The sequence below is a fragment of the Kribbella sp. CCNWLW201 genome (assembly GCF_037203805.1).
Classification (GTDB): domain Bacteria; phylum Actinomycetota; class Actinomycetes; order Propionibacteriales; family Kribbellaceae; genus Kribbella.
The window spans coordinates 1,892,126-1,907,242 of sequence record NZ_JBBCBQ010000001.1 but is presented as its reverse complement, the minus strand read 5'-3'; the positions used below and the strand labels follow the sequence as shown (position 1 = coordinate 1,907,242).

Annotated in this window: 17 protein-coding genes; 11 read left to right on the top strand and 6 right to left on the bottom strand. The window is 68.2% G+C overall.

All coding sequences use genetic code 11. From position 1 onward, the window contains the following. Positions 1-45: 45 nt before the first annotated feature. Together V9K99_RS09250 and V9K99_RS09245 are read right to left on the bottom strand one after the other, a co-directional pair. Entirely contained in the window at positions 46-852 is an 807-nt protein-coding gene (locus V9K99_RS09250; protein WP_337002517.1) for a glycoside hydrolase family 16 protein, read from the bottom strand. Between the two features lie 148 nt (positions 853-1,000). Continuing rightward, positions 1,001-1,843, bottom strand: a complete 843-nt coding sequence (locus V9K99_RS09245; protein WP_337002519.1) for a helix-turn-helix transcriptional regulator — start codon at positions 1,841-1,843, stop codon at positions 1,001-1,003. A 101-nt stretch (positions 1,844-1,944) separates the two neighbouring features. Here V9K99_RS09245 and V9K99_RS09240 point away from each other — a divergent pair, with 101 nt between their 5' ends. Further along, positions 1,945-2,673: an SDR family NAD(P)-dependent oxidoreductase gene (locus tag V9K99_RS09240; RefSeq protein WP_337002521.1), complete on the top strand. Its 729-nt coding sequence runs from the start codon at positions 1,945-1,947 to the stop codon at positions 2,671-2,673. 70 nt (positions 2,674-2,743) lie between these two features. On the opposite strand, the gene V9K99_RS09235 is transcribed toward V9K99_RS09240, so the two are convergent. Both V9K99_RS09235 and V9K99_RS09230 read right to left on the bottom strand, forming a co-directional pair. Then, positions 2,744-3,292: an NUDIX hydrolase family protein gene (locus V9K99_RS09235; RefSeq protein WP_337002523.1), complete on the bottom strand. Its 549-nt coding sequence runs from the start codon at positions 3,290-3,292 to the stop codon at positions 2,744-2,746. 130 nt (positions 3,293-3,422) lie between these two features. After that, positions 3,423-4,067: an AraC family transcriptional regulator gene (locus V9K99_RS09230; protein WP_337002525.1), complete on the bottom strand. Its 645-nt coding sequence runs from the start codon at positions 4,065-4,067 to the stop codon at positions 3,423-3,425. A 122-nt stretch (positions 4,068-4,189) separates the two neighbouring features. On the opposite strand from V9K99_RS09230, the gene V9K99_RS09225 reads away from it, so the two are divergent. Together V9K99_RS09225 and V9K99_RS09220 are read left to right on the top strand one after the other, a co-directional pair. Further along, positions 4,190-4,951 carry a phytanoyl-CoA dioxygenase family protein gene (locus tag V9K99_RS09225; RefSeq protein WP_337002527.1) on the top strand — a complete coding sequence of 254 codons (762 nt, stop codon included), beginning with the start codon at positions 4,190-4,192 and terminating at the stop codon, positions 4,949-4,951. Between the two features lie 31 nt (positions 4,952-4,982). Beyond that, complete coding sequence (locus V9K99_RS09220; RefSeq protein ID WP_337002530.1) at positions 4,983-6,215, top strand: MFS transporter; 1,233 nt, start codon at positions 4,983-4,985, stop codon at positions 6,213-6,215. Here V9K99_RS09220 and V9K99_RS09215 read toward each other — a convergent pair. Beyond that, positions 6,212-7,018: a hypothetical protein gene (locus V9K99_RS09215; RefSeq protein ID WP_337002532.1), complete on the bottom strand. Its 807-nt coding sequence runs from the start codon at positions 7,016-7,018 to the stop codon at positions 6,212-6,214. The two genes, V9K99_RS09220 and V9K99_RS09215, sit on opposite strands and share 4 nt — an antisense overlap. 55 nt (positions 7,019-7,073) lie before the next feature. Here V9K99_RS09215 and V9K99_RS09210 point away from each other — a divergent pair, with 55 nt between their 5' ends. Continuing rightward, positions 7,074-7,718, top strand: a complete 645-nt coding sequence (locus V9K99_RS09210; protein WP_132150562.1) for an IclR family transcriptional regulator — start codon at positions 7,074-7,076, stop codon at positions 7,716-7,718. Positions 7,719-7,802: 84 nt separating this feature from the next. On the opposite strand, the gene V9K99_RS09205 is transcribed toward V9K99_RS09210, so the two are convergent. Then, a complete protein-coding gene (locus V9K99_RS09205) occupies positions 7,803-8,285 on the bottom strand; it encodes an Lrp/AsnC family transcriptional regulator (RefSeq protein ID WP_337002538.1) in 483 nt (160 codons plus the stop codon). Positions 8,286-8,434: 149 nt separating this feature from the next. Here V9K99_RS09205 and hppD point away from each other — a divergent pair, with 149 nt between their 5' ends. The 7 genes from hppD to V9K99_RS09170 all read left to right on the top strand — a co-directional run bounded on the left by hppD (position 8,435) and on the right by V9K99_RS09170 (position 15,087). After that, positions 8,435-9,637: a 4-hydroxyphenylpyruvate dioxygenase gene (hppD, locus tag V9K99_RS09200; protein WP_337002540.1), complete on the top strand. Its 1,203-nt coding sequence runs from the start codon at positions 8,435-8,437 to the stop codon at positions 9,635-9,637. A 271-nt stretch (positions 9,638-9,908) separates the two neighbouring features. Then, the gene (locus V9K99_RS09195) at positions 9,909-10,382 is read left to right on the top strand and encodes a hypothetical protein (protein WP_337002542.1); all 474 of its coding nucleotides are present in this window, start codon (positions 9,909-9,911) and stop codon (positions 10,380-10,382) included. A 67-nt stretch (positions 10,383-10,449) separates the two neighbouring features. Then, on the top strand, positions 10,450-11,829 hold the full coding sequence (locus V9K99_RS09190; protein ID WP_337002544.1) for an FAD-binding oxidoreductase: 1,380 nt from the start codon (positions 10,450-10,452) through the stop codon (positions 11,827-11,829). A 214-nt stretch (positions 11,830-12,043) separates the two neighbouring features. Continuing rightward, a complete protein-coding gene (locus tag V9K99_RS09185) occupies positions 12,044-12,595 on the top strand; it encodes a hypothetical protein (protein ID WP_337002546.1) in 552 nt (183 codons plus the stop codon). 6 nt (positions 12,596-12,601) lie between these two features. Continuing rightward, a complete protein-coding gene (gene cseB, locus V9K99_RS09180; protein ID WP_132211058.1) occupies positions 12,602-13,300 on the top strand; it encodes a two-component system response regulator CseB in 699 nt (232 codons plus the stop codon). A gap of 45 nt (positions 13,301-13,345) precedes the next feature. After that, positions 13,346-14,590, top strand: a complete 1,245-nt coding sequence (locus V9K99_RS09175) for a HAMP domain-containing sensor histidine kinase (protein ID WP_337002549.1) — start codon at positions 13,346-13,348, stop codon at positions 14,588-14,590. Between the two features lie 83 nt (positions 14,591-14,673). Continuing rightward, positions 14,674-15,087, top strand: a complete 414-nt coding sequence (locus tag V9K99_RS09170) for a hypothetical protein (protein ID WP_337002551.1) — start codon at positions 14,674-14,676, stop codon at positions 15,085-15,087. Positions 15,088-15,117 lie beyond the last annotated feature (30 nt).

Genomic DNA, 15,117 nt, shown 5'->3' with positions numbered 1-15,117 from the left:
GGGGGCCTCCGCCGTCCGCTTTACTGTGCAGGAGCGACCTAGCCGTTACGGCCGGTAGACGCGGACGTGGTCGATCTGCATCGACTCGGTGGTGACCTCGGGCGGGATCTTCGCGTAGACGAACAGGTCGAGGATGAGTGCGTCGCCCGTACCGGAGTAGGCGCCCTGGCGGCAGATCTCCTTGCCGTCGAGGTACCAGATGGTCTCGTCGGGCCCGAGCTGCTGCGCGATCGTGTGCCAGTCCTTCGTCAGGTCGGTGGGGGATTCATAGGTGCAGCTGCCACCACCGGACTGGTGGTTGGTGAGGTACAGGTTGTGGTGGTTGTCGCTGTAGAACTCGTACGTGTCCTGCTCGTTGGAGCCGTTGCCGTTCCACGTCCAGGTCGACGGCCAAAACCCCTTCGCCACCGGAAGCTTCAGGCGGGTCTCGACATAGTCCCCAGGCTGTACGGCGAACGATTGCGCCGGCTCGTGTCCGCAGGCCTGGCCGGTGGTGATCAACGCGCTCGACCACTCGTATCCGGGCTCGGGGTTGTTCTTCCGCGCGGTCATCGTGAGGATCCCGTCGCGCACCGACAGCGCATCCCAGGTGTGCCACTCGAGCTGCTGGTTGCCCTTGTTGCCGAGGCATCGGTCCGCTTCGGCGTTCGAGTGGATGGCCCACTTGGCCCGATCGATCGCCGTACCGTCGAACTCGTCCGCAAACACCAACCGGCCCGGCGCCGCCGCGGGCACCTGGTCCGCCACCTGCACTCCGTCCGTCGTCCGCTGGTCGGCCACAGCCGACGCCGCCGGCGCGACGAGCAGCCCAAGTGCGGCCAACCCGACTACTCCGGTAAGTAATTTACGCATCAAGCAGACCCTTCCGTCAGAATCCAACGCTCAAACGGTCGCTTGAGTACGGCTCGGTTGTCAAGCCCGTCCGCTGGCACCGAGCTGAGCGAGCGCCATGGTCGGGTGGGCAGTCGGCGCCGAGGGCTGCGGTCTCCAGGCGTAGCTGTCAGGTGCCGGACATGGTCTGGGTGCCGATGACGCTCAGCAGGCGCATCGCCTGGTCGGAGGGGGAGCCGGGCTCGGTGGTGTAGAGGATGACGCGTTGGTCGCGGTCTGGGACGACCAGGACCTCGCAGATCACGTTGATCTGACCGACCTCGGGGTGGTAGATCGTCTGGCACATGCTCTGTTGCCGGGACACGTCGTGGAACGACCAGATCGTGGCGAACTCCTCGCTCCCGGCCAGCAGGTCCGCGACGAGGTCCGCGATCGCCGGGTCGTTCGGGTACCGGCCGGTCGCCGCGCGCAGGTCTGCCGCGACCTCGAAGGCGAAGTCGTGGGTCGCCCGCTCGCCGAACCGCTCGGCCTGCTGATCACCGTGCAGGAACCGCAGCCGGAGCAGGTTGCGCTCCTTCACCGGCAACGCGGAGAAGTCCGTGATCAGCGCGGCGGCCAACGGGTTCCAGGCGAGTACGTCGTACTTCGCGTCGAGGACCAGGCCCGGGACGTCGAGCCGCTCCAGCATCCGCAGGATGCCGACCCGGACATCGCTTGGCGGGCCGGGCGGTGGGCCGGGCTGTTCGCCGGCCAGGCGGAACAGGTGGTCGCGCTCGTCATCGTTCAGCCGCAGTGCCCGGGCGAGCCCGGTCAGCACTGGCCGGGACGGGCGTGGGCCACGACCCTGCTCGAGCCGGGTGTAGTAGTCGGTCGACATGGTGGCCAGGCTCGCGACTTCCTCCCGGCGCAGCCCTGGCGTTCGTCGCCGCAGGCCGGCGGGCAGGCCGACATCGGCGGGCTTCAACGCCCCCCGCCTGACCTTCAAGAACTCCGCGAGCTGTCCCCGATCCATGAGCCAAGGATTGCAGCCGCCGCAAACCTCAACCAGGGACGGTCAATCCCAGGTTCAGCTCACTCTCCCTCGCTACGGCGAACGGCCGCAGCCTGGACCGCATGAACACGAACAAGATCGCGCTCGTCACGGGAGCCGGCAAAGGTATCGGCAAGGAGATCGCACGGCAGCTCGGGGAGGCCGGGTTCACCGTGCTGGCCGGCTCCCGGGACCTCGCCCGAGGTGAGGTCGTGGCGAATGAGTTGGTTGCTGAGGGCTACGAAGCGGTAGTCGTTCAACTGGAGGTGACGGATGAGAGTTCAGTGCGGGCGGCGGCCGCCCGGATCGAGGCGGAGTGTGGGCGCCTCGACGTACTGGTCAACAACGCCGCGATCATTCCGGCGGGCGACGACGCGGTGTCGCGGGTGGCCGGCGGCGTACTGCGGGAGGCGTTCGAGACGAATGTGATCGGGCTGGTCGGGGTGACGCAGGCGATGCTGCCGTTGCTCCGGAAGTCCGATCAGGCGCGGATCGTGAACCTGTCGACGTCGCTGGCGTCGTTCACGCAGGTCGGTGATCCGGAGTCGCCGATGTCGACGGTGCTGACCTTGGGGTACAACGCGTCCAAGGCGGCGGTGAACATGGTGACCGTGATGCTGGCCAACGAGTTGCGCGGGACCGGGATCCTGGTGAACGCGGCCGATCCCGGCAACTGTGCCACCGACATGGGCGGCTGGGACGCGCCGCGCACACCACAACAGGGTGCGGCTGTTGCAGTGCGCTTCGCGACGCTCGCCGCCGACGGCCCAACCGGCGAGGTCCACGCCGAGGAAGGCCGGTTGCCGTGGTGAGCGTCATGCAGCCAAGCGCCAGCTGACGACCGATTGGTGGCGCTGGAGTGCCGGGCGGTGAGGCTCGGCGTCAGACCAGGGCGCCGGACCAGGCGAGGGCCTGTTTGAGCAGTTGGCCGCGGCCGCCTTCGAGATCGGCCAGCAGTTCGGGCTCGAGCGCCTCCTTCGGGGTCAGCCAGGTGAGCTCGAGTGCGTCCTGTCGTGGGTTGCATTCGCCGGTCACCGGTACGACGTAGACGAGGGCGACGGCGTGCTGACGCGGGTCGTGCAGCGGAGTGAGACCGGGCAGCGGGAAGTACTCGGCGACGGTGAACGGGACCGGGCTGACCGGCAGCCGCGGGAACGCGGCCGGGCCGAGATCCTTCTCGATGTTGCGCTGGAGCGCGTCGCGGATCGACTCACCGTGGAAGACGCGCCCGGACACCAGGGTCCGGGTGATCTGACCGGCGGTCGCGGCCGACCCGCGCAGCAGCACCCCGACGTGCTCGATCTGCCCAGCGGCGTCGACACGCGTCGGGACGGCCTCGACGTACAGGATCGGCACCCGTGAGCGTGTCTCTTCGAGCGCGAACTCGGACAGCCAACCGGGGTTCGGGTCAGGGGTGCGAAGGGAACTCATGGTGCTTATCTTTGCCCACCGCCCCGAACCCCCGCACCGCCAGCCCCGGACTCCGCGCGTCGCCTCCCCATCGCGAGCCTCGCACGGCGGACGGATGTCCTGGTCGGTGCCTCGTCCGGTGCCGCCGGTGCTACGGGCGGAAGGTGGAGCGGTAGCGGGACGGGCTGAGGCCGAAGACGGCGTGGAAGCGTCGGCTGGCGTGACTGGGGTCGTGCCAGCCGACCATCGCTCCGATCGTCGCGATCGGTAGGTCGGTCTCGATCAGCAGGCCGGCGGCGCGCTCGGCGCGGATCCGGTTCAGGTAGGCCATCGGCGAGATCCCGGCCGTCCGTCCGAACAGGCGGATCAGGTAGCCGGGGGCGAGGTTCACCGCCGCGGCCAGCCGGTCCAGTGTCCACGGTTCGTCGACGCTTGCCTCCAGCAATCTCATCGCGTGCTGGACGGCAGGGTGCGCCGGGTACGACGCCTTGTCGCCGGGGATCAGCGCTCCGGACAGGAAGGCGAAGATGTCCGCGCCGAGGTACGCATTGCGGACCACCATGCCGTCGCATCCGGTGTACCCGTGCCACTCGCCGGGCCGGAGGACGACGACCGAGTCACGCTCGAGCGGCACCTCGCCCGCGGCCGACAGATGGATGCCCCGGCCGGCCAGGACGACGGCGATCTCGAAGAACGCGTGACTGTGCGGTGCGACGTCGTTGACCAGCTCGATCCGCTCGCCGGCGACCGGCAGGCGCTGGTCCGGAAAGACCTCGCTGCTGAGGACCTCATGCACGTCGATCAGCTCCCGTCAGGTCAAGATCAGTCAAGCATCGGTCAACGAATGCCTGTCTCCAAGGCGTTGTCTGAGTGAGGCTGGAACAACCAACCTGGCAACGGATCCCGAGGAGCCGACCGATGACCACCACCGACCCTACGACAACCGTCACCCTGGATGAAGAGACCATTTCGGCCTACCGCCGTGACGGTGTCGTCCGGATCCGGAACATCATCGCCGCCGACGAGGCGGCCCGGTTCGCCGCAGCGGCCGCGACGGCGAGCGGGCGCGCGAAGGACAACGCGAGCGACTCGCCGATCTTCAACCAGTACGTCAACATCTGGCGGGAGAACGACGTACTCCGCGAGCTCACCCTGGATGCGCGGCTCGCCGCCGCGGCGACCGCGCTGGCCGGAGTGCCGCTGCGGCTGTGGCACGACCAGGTGCTGATCAAGCCGCCTCACAACGGTGCGGCGACCGAGTTCCACCAGGACGCGCCGTACTGGCCGCACGGCGGTTCGCGGCACTCTTTGTCCGTGTGGGTGGCGTTGGTCGACGTACCGGTGGAGCGCGGGTGCATGACCTTCATCCCGGGATCGCACGACCACCAGGATCTGCGCCGGCAGGATCTGTCCGACTCCGACGACCTGTTCCGGGCGTCGCCCGACCTTCGCTGGGAGGAGCGCAAGACGATTCCGCTGAGGGCCGGTGACTGCACCTTCCACAACGCGTACCTGGCCCACTCGGCGACGCCGAACCTGACCGACGACCCGCGGATCGCGCACGTGGCGATCTACATCGACGCCGAAGCGACGTACACCGGCGCGGCCCATGTCGTCACCGACGGCCTCGGCCTGACCGTCGGCGAACCGCTCGAGCACGAACTGTTCCCTCGGGTCTGAGTAAATTCACGTTATGACATAAGTTGCTGTGGTGCGCTTGCTCACTGACATCCGGCCGTTGCGCGAGTCCGCCGACTTTCGCCGGCTGTGGGTCGGATCGACGGTGTCGCAGCTCGGGCAGCAGATGACCGCGGTGACCGTGTCGATCCAGGTGTACGCAGTGACGCACTCCACCTTCGCGGTCGGGCTGGTCGGGCTGTGCTCACTGGTTCCGCTGATCGTGTTCGGGCTGTACGGCGGCGCGATGGCCGATGCGATCGATCGTCGTACCCTCGCGCTCGTCTCATCGGCCGGGCTCTGGCTGCTGTCGATGATCCTGGTGCTGCAGTCCCAGCTCGCGTGGAACCAGGTGTGGGTGCTGTACGCCGTGGTCGCCTGCCAGTCGGCGTGCTTCGCGGTGAACAACCCGGCGCGGTCGGCGATCATCCCGCGGTTGGTCCGGCCGGAGTTGCTGCCGGCCGCGAACACGCTCAGCCAGGCCGCGTTCAACCTGGGCTTCACCGCCGGGCCGCTGCTGGGTGCGGCGGTGATCGCCTGGCACGGATTCGCGGCGGCGTACCTGATCGACGTACTGACCTTCACGGCTGCGCTCTACGCGTTGTTCCGGCTGCCGTCGGTGCCGCCGACCGGCGAGGTCCGCCGGGCCGGGCTGCGGTCGGTGCTGGAAGGGTTCACGTTCCTGCGGGCGGCGCCGGCGCTGTTGGCGACGTTCCTCGCGGATATCCTGGCGATGGTCTTCGCCCAGCCGCGGGCGCTGTTCCCGGCGGTCGCGGGTGCGTTCTTCGGCGGGGGAGTCCGGACGGTCGGTCTGCTTCAAGCGGCGCCGGCGATCGGCGCGCTGGTCGGCGTGGTCTTCTCCGGCTGGGTGAGCCGGGTACGACGCCAGGGCGTGGCGATCGTGGTCGCGATCACGGTCTATGCCGCGGCGGTCGGACTGTTCGGGCTGTCCCGGACGATCTGGCTGGGGGTCGCGCTGCTCGCGTTGTCGGGGGCGGCGGACATGGTCAGCTCGGCGTACCGGAACACGGTCCTGCAATCGGCCGCGCCGGACGCGATGCGCGGTCGGCTCCAGGGCGTCTTCATCGTCGTCGTGGCCGGCGGTCCGCGCCTGGGTGACTTCGTCGCCGGAACGACGGCATCCCTCACCACCCCGACGATCGCGCTCATCGGCGGCGCGACCGTCTGCATCGTCGGACTCTTGGTACTCCTCGCCCGGAACCGGCCGTTCCGGGTCTACGACTCGCGGACCCGCGCGCTCAACTAGCCGCCGGTCACCATCTTCTTGATCACGGTCGGCCAGGAGTCCACGTCCGGATTGATCTGCTGCACCGGCTTGTCGTCGACGGTGACCACCTTCCGGTCGCCGAGCGGCTTCTTCAGCTTGTACGACGTCAGCGAGATGTCCTCCGCGTTCGGGCACGGCTGGGCCAGGTCGATCAGGAGCACGACCTTGTCCTCCTCCTCGGTGATCCGCAGGTCGGACGCGCAGACCATCGCGGTCCCGATCAGCAGGTCGGCCTCGTCGTACTTGGGCGCGTTCTGGATCCAGCGCAGGTACGTCGGCTTCTTCTTGTGCACCACCTGGTACGCCGCGACCGGTTGCGGGTTGTCCTCGGTCGCCGAGCCGGTGCCGTCGCCGAAGAAGGTGCCGTAGATCATGTTGATACACGGGTCCTCGGCCGACTTGCCGTCGGTCGCGCCCCACGCCTTGGCCGCCTGGTAGCAGGCGTTCGACTCCCGGTTGAGGCCGACATTGAAGCCGAACAGGCCGATCGCGCCGACGACGAGGGTGGCGGCGAGCATCCGGCGCGACTTGATCTGCTGCGGGCCGAGGATGCCGGCCGGCCGCTGGGCCTGCTCGTTCTGCGCCTGGGCCTGGTTCGGCGCTTGATGCTGCGCCTCGTGCTGCGCTTGATTCTGGGCCGGTTCCGGGTCTTCGGGGAACTGCCGGAACAGGGCCAGGATCGAGTTGGTCCACTGCGGATTGATCAGCGTGGGGATCGCGTAGAGCAGGATCAGCCCGATCACGACGGCGATGGCGGGGAGGAGCGCCCAGTAATTTCGCACGGCAGCAAGATACGGGGCCATCGGGCCGTGCCCGAAAAACGGATACGCTTCGGAGGTGCCCGCAGAGACGTCCCAGACCCTCGACCGGGGACTCACCGTCCTCGAGTTGCTCGCGGACGCCCCGGACGGACTGTCGATCACTGAGCTGGCCGCCGCCCTCGGGGTCAGCCGCACCGTGGTCTACCGCCTGGTGAACACGCTGGAGTTGCACCGGCTGGTCCGGCGCGACAGTGAGGGCCGGGCTCGCCTCGGTCTCGCCGTACTGCACTACAGCCGCCGCGTTCAGCCCACGCTCCGTGACGCTGCGTTGCCAGTACTGCGCTCTCTCGCGGAGGACACCGGGGCCACCGCGCACCTGACGGTCGCGGATGGTGACGAAGCTCTCGCCATCGCGGTGATCGAGCCGAGCTGGACCGACTTCCACGTCTCCTACCGGATGGGGTCCCGGCACGCGCTCGACCAGGGTGCCGCCGGGAAAGCGATCCTGGCCGGCCGCCGCAAACCCGACCCGGCCGGCCGCCCGTTCGTCGTCACCTCCGGTGAACTCCAGGCCGGTGCCCAGGGTGTCTCCTCCCCGGTCCTCGGCGTCCCCGGCGTCGAAGCCTCCATCGGCGTAGTGGTCCTCGGCAAACTAGACCGCGACTTCGTCGGCCCCCGAGTAGCCCGAGCCGCAGTAGAAGTAGCCAAACGCCTCGCCTGAGTGCGGACCTGCACCACTCACCAAGTCCGCCGTGAGCCCGTCGGTCACGCTCGACCGGCGAACGCTGACCCCTCCGAGAGCGGGTTAGTGAGTGGTGGAGGTCCGGGTCGCCGCCTCGACCAGGGGTAGCACTCGGTGCTGGATCTGTTCGGCCAGGGCGATGACCGTGGAGGCTCTTTGGATGCCTTGGACGATGACTACCTGGTCGATCACGCGCTGGAGATCGGCGTTCGAGCGGGCCACGATCCGGCACCAGAGGTCCTCGGCGCCGGTGATCGTGTGCACTTCCAGCACCTCCGGGATCACGGCGAGCGCCTCGGCGACCGCCGTATGACCTGAGCCCTGCTCGATCTGCAGGGTCGCGAACGCCGTCACCGGGTAGCCGATCGCGGTCGTGTCGATGTCCGGCCCCCACCCGCGCACCACGCCGTCGCGCTGCAACCGGTCCAGCCGCGCCTGCACCGTCCCCCGCGCGACCCCCAGCCGCCGCGACGCCTCCAGCACCCCGACTCGCGGCTCGGCCGCGAACAACCCCAGGATCCGGGCGTCCAGCGCATCCACCGACATACAAGCCTCCAGGGGTGGTCAGCCTGACCAAATAGTCCAGCAACAGTCGCACAATACTGCACAACCTGACCACTGAAACAAGGAACTGTTGCGCAACCTGCCTCCCTCCACCAGGCTCAGCTGCACGAACCCGATCCGGGAGGACCACGATGACCAGCACCGACCTCACCCCCGCAGAGCTCGACGCCGATCTCGACCTCGACCAGTTGAAGCAGCTCGTCGGCCTGGTGCCGTACGACGAGAGCACCGACCCGTTCCCCGTCCACTCGATGGACGCCGTGGTGTTCGTGGTCGGCAACGCCACCCAGACCGCGAAGTACTACCAGCTCGCCTTCGGGATGGACCTGGTCGCGTACTCCGGCCCCGAGACGGGCAACAAGGACAACAAGGCGTTCGTGCTCAAGGCCGGCTCGGCCCGCTTCGTCATCACCGGCGGGGTCAGCCCGAAGAGCCCGCTGCTCGACCACCACCGCCGGCACGGCGACGGCGTGTCCGACCTCGCGCTCGAGGTCCCGAACGTGGACAAGTGCATCGACCACGCCCGCAAGCAGGGCGCCGTCGTACTCGAGGAGCCGAACGACGTCACCGACGAGCACGGCACCATCCGGCGGGCCGCGATCGCGGCGTACGGCGACACCCGGCACACGCTGATCGACCGGAGCCGGTACGACGGCCCGTACCTGCCCGGGTTCGTTGCCGCGACCACCCAGGTGACCCGGCCGGAAGGACACCCGAAGCGGCTGTTCCAGGCGGTCGACCACGTCGTCGGCAACGTCGAGCTCGGCAAGATGGACGAGTGGGTCGGGTTCTACAACAAGGTGATGGGCTTCGTGAACATGGCGGAGTTCATCGGCGACGACATCGCCACCGACTACTCGGCGCTGATGAGCAAGGTGGTGGCCAACGGCAATCACCGGGTCAAGTTCCCGCTGAACGAGCCGGCCATCGCGAAGAAGAAGTCGCAGATCGACGAGTTCCTGGAGTTCTACGACGGCGCCGGCGCCCAGCACATCGCGCTGGCCACGAACGACATCCTGCGCACCGTCGACATCATGCGGGCCAACGGCGTGGAGTTCCTGAACACGCCGGACTCGTACTACGACGACCCGGAACTGCGGGCCCGGATCGGTCAGGTGCGGGTGCCGATCGAGGAGCTGAAGTCGCGCGGGATCCTGGTCGACCGGGACGAGGACGGCTACCTGCTGCAGATCTTCACCAAGCCGATCGGCGACCGGCCGACGGTGTTCTACGAACTGATCGAGCGGCACGGCTCACTCGGCTTCGGCAAGGGCAACTTCAAGGCCCTCTTCGAAGCCATCGAGCGCGAACAAGAGCGCCGCGGCAACCTCTGACCCTCGAATCGCCCACGAGGTTGCCCCCACAGTTCGGGGGTTGCCCCCTCAGAATCCGAGCGGGCAACCCCCGAGCTCAGACGTCATCCCCTGAGCTCGGGGGTTGCCTCGGGCATCGGTTAAGCGGTTACCCAGCAGATGACGCTTGCTGGGGGCAACTGGATACGGCGTGTCGCCGTCCGATTACCGGAATGACTGTCGGGGCAGGGGCTGTTCGCGTAGTGTGCCCGGTGAATGTGCGTCGGGGCGTACGTTCAGGAAGGGTTTCGTCATGAAGACACTGGGCATTCTGCTCAGCACCGCGGGCCTGGCCGGGGTGGGCGCGTTCGCCCTCGCCGCGACGCCGGCCCAGGCGGCCGAAGCCGCCACCTGCTCGGGCGCGAAGTCCATCGCGTCGGCGCCGATGCTGCGCGACCACAAACCACCCAGCTGGGGCACCGTTCGCCTGGTCCGGGACAACTGTTACCAGTACTGGGCCGAGGTCACGATGGCCTCGCCGATGCCGGCCAACGCGAAGGCCAACGCCTATCTGGTGCAGTACGGCGGTGCCAACGCCGGCCGGGTGCTCAGCTGTGACAGCAGCGGCGGCAACGGCTCGGTGGTCAAGGGCCAGCGGACCTGCCGGACACCGAAGGTGAAGGCAACCGCGGGCAGTATCACCTTCGCCGCGATCGGCCGCGAGTTCCACAACTACGGCGGTGGCTACGAGGAGATCTCGGAGAACTCCACCTCGCGCACCCGCTGACCTGCTGTCCTGAACCGGACACCCGGCCGCTGCGCACAACTGCTCGGTAATCACTAGGCTCGGCCGTATGAGTGACGTTGTCGAGCAACTGCGGCAAGCGTTGCCACCCGAAGCGTTGGTGACGGATCCGGATCGGATGGAGAGCTTCCGGTACGACCGGGCGATGTTCTGCCCGGCCGGGATGCCGCTCGCTGTCGTACTGGCCCGGGAGACCGCGCAGGTGCAGGCCGCGGTGCGGATCGCGGCCGAGGCCGGTGTGCCCGTCGTACCGCAGGGGGCCCGGTCCGGGCTGTCCGGCGCCGCGAACGCGCTGGACGGGTGCATCGTGATCTCGCTGGAGAAGATGGACCGGATCCTGGCGATCGAGCCGGTCGACCGGTACGTCGTCACCCAGCCCGGCGTGTTCAACGCCGTACTGTCCCGCGCGGTCGAGGAGCAGGGGCTGTTCTATCCGCCGGACCCGTCCAGCTGGGAGTTCTGCTCGATCGGCGGCAACCTGTCGACGAACTCGGGCGGCCTGTGTTGCGTGAAGTACGGCGTGACGACGGACTACGTACTCGGGCTGGAGGTCGTCCTCGCCGACGGCCGGGTGCTGCGGACCGGGCGGAAGACCGTCAAGGGCGTCGCCGGGTACGACCTGACCAAGCTGATCGTCGGCAGTGAGGGCACCCTCGGCATCATCACCGAGGCGACGCTGGCGCTGCGCCCCCTGGCGGCCCGGCCGCGGACGATGGCGGCGCTGTTCGACTCCGGTGTGGCGGCCGGCCAGGCGATCACCGAGATCATTCGCAGCGGCGTCTCGCTGAGCCTGCTGGAGATCATGGACCGGACCACGATCATGGCGGTGAACCAGTACAAGCGGATGGACCTGCCCACCGAGGCGGCCGCGATGCTGCTGGCCCAGTCGGACGCGGGTGGTGAGGCGGGCGCGGCCGATGTCGCGACGGTGGCCAAGCTGTGCCGCGACCATGGCGCGATCGAATGCATCGAGGCGGACGACCCGGCCGAGGGCGAGCTGTTGCTGGAGGCCCGGCGGGCGGCGCTGATCGCGCTCGACCAGTTGGGTACGACGATGATCGACGACGTCTGCGTGCCACGGTCCCGGCTGGCCGAGTTCATCGGGATGACCGAGGCGTGCGCGACCGAGCTCGACATCACCGTCGGCGTCCTCGGGCACGCCGGCGACGGCAACATGCATCCGACCGTGGTCTTCGACGCATCGGACCCGGACCAGGCCGACCGGGCGCAGAAGGCGTTCGACCGGATCATGGAGATCGGCCTCGAGCTCGGCGGCACGATCACCGGCGAGCACGGCGTCGGCGTACTGAAGCGGACCTGGCTGGCCGAGGAGATCGGTCCGGTCGCGATCGACGTCCACCGCGCGATCAAGGCGGCGCTGGACCCGCTGAACATCCTCAACCCGGGCAAGGTGGTGGCGGATCAGTAATCGTTGTGACCCAACCGCAACGGAACTGCCGAGGCCATTCGACGTCCATGGCCGTCGAATGTGACGTCCGGCCAGCACTATGGAAGGTAGTTGTCTGAATCTCCCGGGGGAATCGATGAGGCAGGGTAGGAGGCGCCCCATGCGCATGCGGCGATCCGCCTCCCCTGCGGCCGTGCGCCGTACCCTGGCGCCCGCGTTCGTCACGCTGGTCGCCGTGATCGGCCTGTCCGCCTGTGCGAACGGCAGCGGCCTGCGGGTCGAGGGCGCCGACGCGCCGCCGACCAGTGCCACGCCGTCGGCCGGGCCATCGGTGATGGGCACCACCGAAGGGAATCGGACGCCGGAGGTGGCCGTCGATCTGCAGCAGGTCCGCCGGAAACTGCTCGCCGACAAGAACCTCCCGACCTACTCGCGAGGCGTGCTCGCGAATTGCACGGTGATTTCGCGTTGCCTGAGCAGGGGTAAGACCGTTGATGTTATGCACAGCGGTACACCCCAGCAGATCGTCCTGATCCACACCCTGGACAATTTCGTCTTCGGCTTCTTCCTGATCGCCGTCGAGCCCTCGGGCCCGCGGCCGATCTGGAGCCTGAAGGTCGATCTGCCGACGGTCAACGCCAGCCCGCAAGGGGACCTGGTGGTCGAGTCGAAGATCTTCACGATCGAGGACAAGACCTGTTGCCCGTCGGGAAGTCGGGTCGAGGTCTACCGTTGGAACGGCCGGCAGATGACCAAGGTGAGCTCGGCAGATCAAAAGGGAGACTGAAGTTCGGTGGTACCGGAAGAACCGGCAGCGCGCATCCTCATGGTCGAGGACGACGCGGTGATCCGTGAGGCAACCCAGTTGACCCTCGAGCGGCACGGCTACGACGTGACCACGGCCGAAGACGGCCTGGAGGCGATCGAGCGATTCGAGAAGATCCATCCGGATGTGGTGATGCTCGACATCATGCTGCCCGGACTGGACGGGATCTCGGTGTGCCGCCGGATCCGGGAGACCAGCACGGTCCCGATCGTGATGGTGTCCGCCCGTGGCGACGCGCTCGACGTCGTACTCGGGCTGGAAGCGGGCGCCGACGACTACGTGACCAAACCCTTCGACACCCAGGTCCTGGTGGCCCGGCTGCGCGCCGTGATGCGGCGCGCGGTGGCCGACCCGGAGCGACCGGCCCCAGCGGCCGGATCGGGCGTGGAGTCGTTCGGCGACCTCGAGCTTGATCGGGAGGCGCTGGAGGTACGACGCAGTGGGACGACGGTCCAGCTCACGCCGACCGAGCTCAAGCTGCTGATCGAGTTCGCCAACAACCCTGGCGTCGTCCTCAGCCGGTCCACCCTGCTGCAGCGGGTCTGGGACTACGAGTGGGGCGGCGACGGTCGGCTCGTCGACGTCCACCTGCAGCGGTTGCGGACCAAGATCGGCGCGGACCGGATCGAAACGGTCCGCGGGTTCGGATACAAGCTTCGGGCATAGTGTCCTCCGGAGAAGTGGCAACGACTGCTGACGGAAGGCACTGACGTGGGGCTGCGCGGGAAGCTCGGTCTGATCTTCCTGCTGGTCTCCTCGCTCGCGATCCTGGTGCTCTGCGTCGCGGTCTACACCCAGGCGCAGTCGGCCCGGCTGGACCGGACGCGGAGTTTCGCCGACGAACGGATCCAGCTGGCCGCGGCTGCCTACGACCGGGACGCCGTACCGGTGTTCGGGTCCAAGCTGGACGACCCGGACCTGCCGCCGCAGTTGCGGGACGCCGTGCTGCAGGGCAAGCGGGCGACGTTCAAGACGGGGTCGCCGGACGCGAAGATGTGGGCCGCGGTCGGGGTCAAGGACGGCAAGATCCTGTCGATCGTGCAGGACTACGACACCAGTGACGACTCGATGAACGCGCTCCGGCAGGCGCTCATCCTGGGCGGGATCGGCACGGTCGGCCTGGTCGCGCTGGTCAGCGTGATCCTGGCCGGCAGTCTGTCCAAGCGGATCGTCGCGGTCGCCGGTACGGCGCGCCGGATCGCGGCCGGCGATCTGGACGCCTCGGCGTCCGAGGCGGTTGGCAAGGGCAAGGACGAGGTGCAGTCGCTCGCGAACGCCCTGGACACGATGGCCAGTTCACTGCGCGGTCAGCTGGAGGCCGAGCGCCGGTTCACCGCGGACGTCGCGCACGACCTGCGAACTCCGGTGACCGGGCTGACCACCGCCGCCGAGCTGCTGCCACCCGGCCGCCCGAGCGAACTGGTCCGGGACCGGGCCAAGGTGCTGCGGCGGCTGGTCGAGGACCTGCTCGAGATCGCCCGGTTCGACTCAGGTGTGGAGCAGGCCGACCTCGAGTTGGTCGGTCTCGGCGCGTTTGTCGGCTCGGCGGTCGGCCGGTTGCGGATGCAGCAGTCGCTCGACCCGGACAGCGTCATGGTCCACCAGCTCGGGCCGGACGTGACGGTGTCCACCGACTCGCGCCGGATCGAGCGGATCCTGGCCAACCTGATCGTGAACGGGTTGCGCCACGGCAAGCCGCCGATCGAGGTGACGGTGTCCGGCCGGACCGTCGAGGTGGTTGACCACGGCAACGGTTACCCGGAGGAGTTGATTGCCGAGGGCCCGCGCCGGTTCCGGTCCGGGATGGCCGAGCGGGGTGTCGGCCACGGTCTCGGCCTGACCATCGCGGCCGGTCACGCGAAAGTGCTCGGCGCCGACCTGACCTTCGGGGAAGCACCTGGCGGCGGCGCCCTTGCCCGTCTGGTCCTCCCGTCCGAACCTGAGACGGAGTCGTAACACAACTATTCGTCACATGGTCGCGTCTCCCTTCACGTCGGGGTTCACCGAGAGCCCAGTAAAACGAGGGGAAACCACAGATCATGCGTTCTCAGTTCGTACGTCGTTCTGCCGCTGTCGTCGCCGGTGTCGCACTGGCCGCTGGGGGTCTAGGCATCGCCGGTGCCCTGCAGGCCAACGCGGCCGGGACCAAGGCCACCGTCGCGAGTGCGCCGGTCGCGGCGAAGTCGATCACGATCAAGTCGGACAAGGCCACCGCGAAGGCGTGGACCAAGGTCGCCTTCACCGGCAAGACCACCGGGATCGCGAAGAACACCGTCGTCCAGGTGCAGCGGTTCGAGAACGGCAAGTGGGTCAACTTCCCGGCCACCACCAAGGTGACGAGCAAGGCGACGTACTCGGTCTGGGTGAAGAGCGGCCGGGTCGGCGTGAACAAGTTCCGCGTCGTCTCCGCGAAGACCGCCAGCGCCGCGGTGAACGTCAGCATCACCAAGTAGGACAAGCGAACGGCGCCACTTCCCAAGGGG

What these genes read in the sequence shown, in the direction of transcription:
- V9K99_RS09240 (WP_337002521.1), top strand. Translation starts at nt 1,945, where the DNA reads ATGAACACGAACAAGATCGCGCTCGTCACGGGAGCCGGCAAAGGTATC.
- V9K99_RS09225 (WP_337002527.1), top strand. Translation starts at nt 4,190, where the DNA reads ATGACCACCACCGACCCTACGACAACCGTCACCCTGGATGAAGAGACC.
- hppD (WP_337002540.1), top strand. Translation starts at nt 8,435, where the DNA reads ATGACCAGCACCGACCTCACCCCCGCAGAGCTCGACGCCGATCTCGAC.
- V9K99_RS09235 (WP_337002523.1), bottom strand. Translation starts at nt 3,292, where the DNA reads ATGAGTTCCCTTCGCACCCCTGACCCGAACCCCGGTTGGCTGTCCGAG.
- V9K99_RS09190 (WP_337002544.1), top strand. Translation starts at nt 10,450, where the DNA reads ATGAGTGACGTTGTCGAGCAACTGCGGCAAGCGTTGCCACCCGAAGCG.
- V9K99_RS09250 (WP_337002517.1), bottom strand. Translation starts at nt 852, where the DNA reads ATGCGTAAATTACTTACCGGAGTAGTCGGGTTGGCCGCACTTGGGCTG.
- V9K99_RS09245 (WP_337002519.1), bottom strand. Translation starts at nt 1,843, where the DNA reads ATGGATCGGGGACAGCTCGCGGAGTTCTTGAAGGTCAGGCGGGGGGCG.
- V9K99_RS09195 (WP_337002542.1), top strand. Translation starts at nt 9,909, where the DNA reads ATGAAGACACTGGGCATTCTGCTCAGCACCGCGGGCCTGGCCGGGGTG.
- V9K99_RS09170 (WP_337002551.1), top strand. Translation starts at nt 14,674, where the DNA reads ATGCGTTCTCAGTTCGTACGTCGTTCTGCCGCTGTCGTCGCCGGTGTC.
- V9K99_RS09205 (WP_337002538.1), bottom strand. Translation starts at nt 8,285, where the DNA reads ATGTCGGTGGATGCGCTGGACGCCCGGATCCTGGGGTTGTTCGCGGCC.